Source organism: Streptomyces sp. NPDC054841 (assembly GCF_053611045.1).
In genome coordinates this window covers 1-1,603 of the sequence record NZ_JBSGZO010000872.1, presented here as the reverse complement: position 1 = coordinate 1,603, position 1,603 = coordinate 1, and the positions used below count along the sequence as shown (strand labels likewise).

The following is a 1,603-nucleotide window of genomic DNA, read 5'->3' as shown; positions in this document are numbered from 1 at the left end:
CGGCTGCGCTGAGCCGAGCCGGTCCGCGGGCGCAGTCCTCGCGCAGAGCGCGCAGAGGCTCAGCCCTCGGCGTGCAGGCTCATCGGCCCGTAGATCTTGCTCCCGTCCTCGAACAGGAACACCTGGTCCGCGCCGCCCTCCACGAGGTCCCGCCAGACCTCGCCGATCCAGGACTCCGCGTCTCCCTGCGTGCTGAATTCCTCCGGCTGTACGGACGGCTGGACTTCCGTCCCGTCGGACTTCTCGAACCGCCACGTCCACGCCATGTGCGCCTCCCAGGTCCTGCCGGCTGATCGTTTAGCTGATCGGTTGGCTGATCGCTTTGCTGCCCGCAGCGTAGCCGGGCGCGCACCGCCGGCGGCGACGCGGGAGGATCGTGACCGTGGAACTGACTCTCCTCGGTACCGGGGCCCCCACCGGCCTCCCCCGCCCCGACTGTCCCTGCGCCGTCTGCGCCGCCTCCCGCGGCGCTCGGACGCGCGCCGCGACCGCCCTGCTCGTCGACAGTGCGCTGTTGCTCGACCTGACGCCCGGGGCCGCGCTGGCCGCCGCCCGTGCCGGGCACTCGCTCGTCGGCGTACGGCAGGTGCTGCTGACGCACCCGCACGCCGGGCCGGCGCTGGAACTGCCCGCAGGACTGCCGACGGCCGGGCGGGTGCCGGACGGGCAGGAGCTGACACTGATCAGCGGGCACCGGGTGCGTGCGGTGGCGATGGACTCGCCGGGTACGGGGTACGAGGTGACGTCGCCGGAGGGCAAGCGGCTGCTGTACCTGCCGCCGGGCGGGGCGGTGGCGGGGACGATCGAAGGCGATCCGCTGTCGTACGACATGGTGGTCGCCGATGTCGTCGGGCGGCCCGACGGGCTGGCGAAGCTGCGGGCGGCGGGGGCGGTCGGCGCCACGACGGATGTCGTCGCCGTCCACATCGACCACGATGTGCCGCCGGGCGCCGAGCTGGACCGGCGGCTGGCGGCGGCCGGGGCGCGGGCCGTGCCGGACGGCACGACGCTGTACGTCGGCGAATACCACGCGGTGCCGGACGTACCGCGACGCACGCTGGTGACCGGCGGGGCGCGGTCGGGGAAGTCTCTGGAGGCGGAGCGGCGGCTGGAGACGTTCCCGGAGGTGCTGTACGTGGCGACGAGCGGCACGCGCGGGGACGACCCGGAGTGGGCGGCCCGGGTCGAGGACCACCGCGAACGCCGGCCGGGCACGTGGCGCACGGTCGAGACGTGCGACCTCGTTCCGCTGCTCGCCGAGAACGGCCCGCCGCTGCTCGTCGACTGCCTGGCGCTGTGGCTGACCGACGCGATGGACCAGGTCGGCGCGTGGGACGACGAGCGATGGGCGTCCGGTGGCCGCGACGCCCTGCACGCCCGCACGTCCGCTCTCGTCACGGCCCTGCGCGCCACGCAGCGCACGGTCGTCGCCGTCACGAACGAGGTCGGCGCGGGCGTCGTCCCGGCGACCCCGTCCGGCCGCCGCTTCCGTGACGAACTGGGGCGCCTGAACGCGGCGTTCGCGGCGGAGTGCGAGCACGTACTGCTGGTGGTGGCGGGCCAGGCGCTTCCTCTGAGGTGATGTGGGGGTGCTGTGCACCCC

The 1,603-nt window shown here is 74.5% G+C and carries 2 protein-coding genes; one reads left to right on the top strand and one right to left on the bottom strand.

Annotation, left to right across the window (positions count from 1 at the left end):
- Positions 1-59 precede the first annotated feature (59 nt).
- Entirely contained in the window at positions 60-266 is a 207-nt protein-coding gene (locus ACWGI8_RS44085) for a hypothetical protein (RefSeq protein ID WP_453669231.1), read from the bottom strand.
- A 116-nt stretch (positions 267-382) separates the two neighbouring features.
- On the opposite strand from ACWGI8_RS44085, the gene ACWGI8_RS44080 reads away from it, so the two are divergent.
- On the top strand, positions 383-1,582 hold the full coding sequence (locus tag ACWGI8_RS44080) for a bifunctional adenosylcobinamide kinase/adenosylcobinamide-phosphate guanylyltransferase (RefSeq protein WP_453669229.1): 1,200 nt from the start codon (positions 383-385) through the stop codon (positions 1,580-1,582).
- Positions 1,583-1,603: the final 21 nt, after the last annotated feature.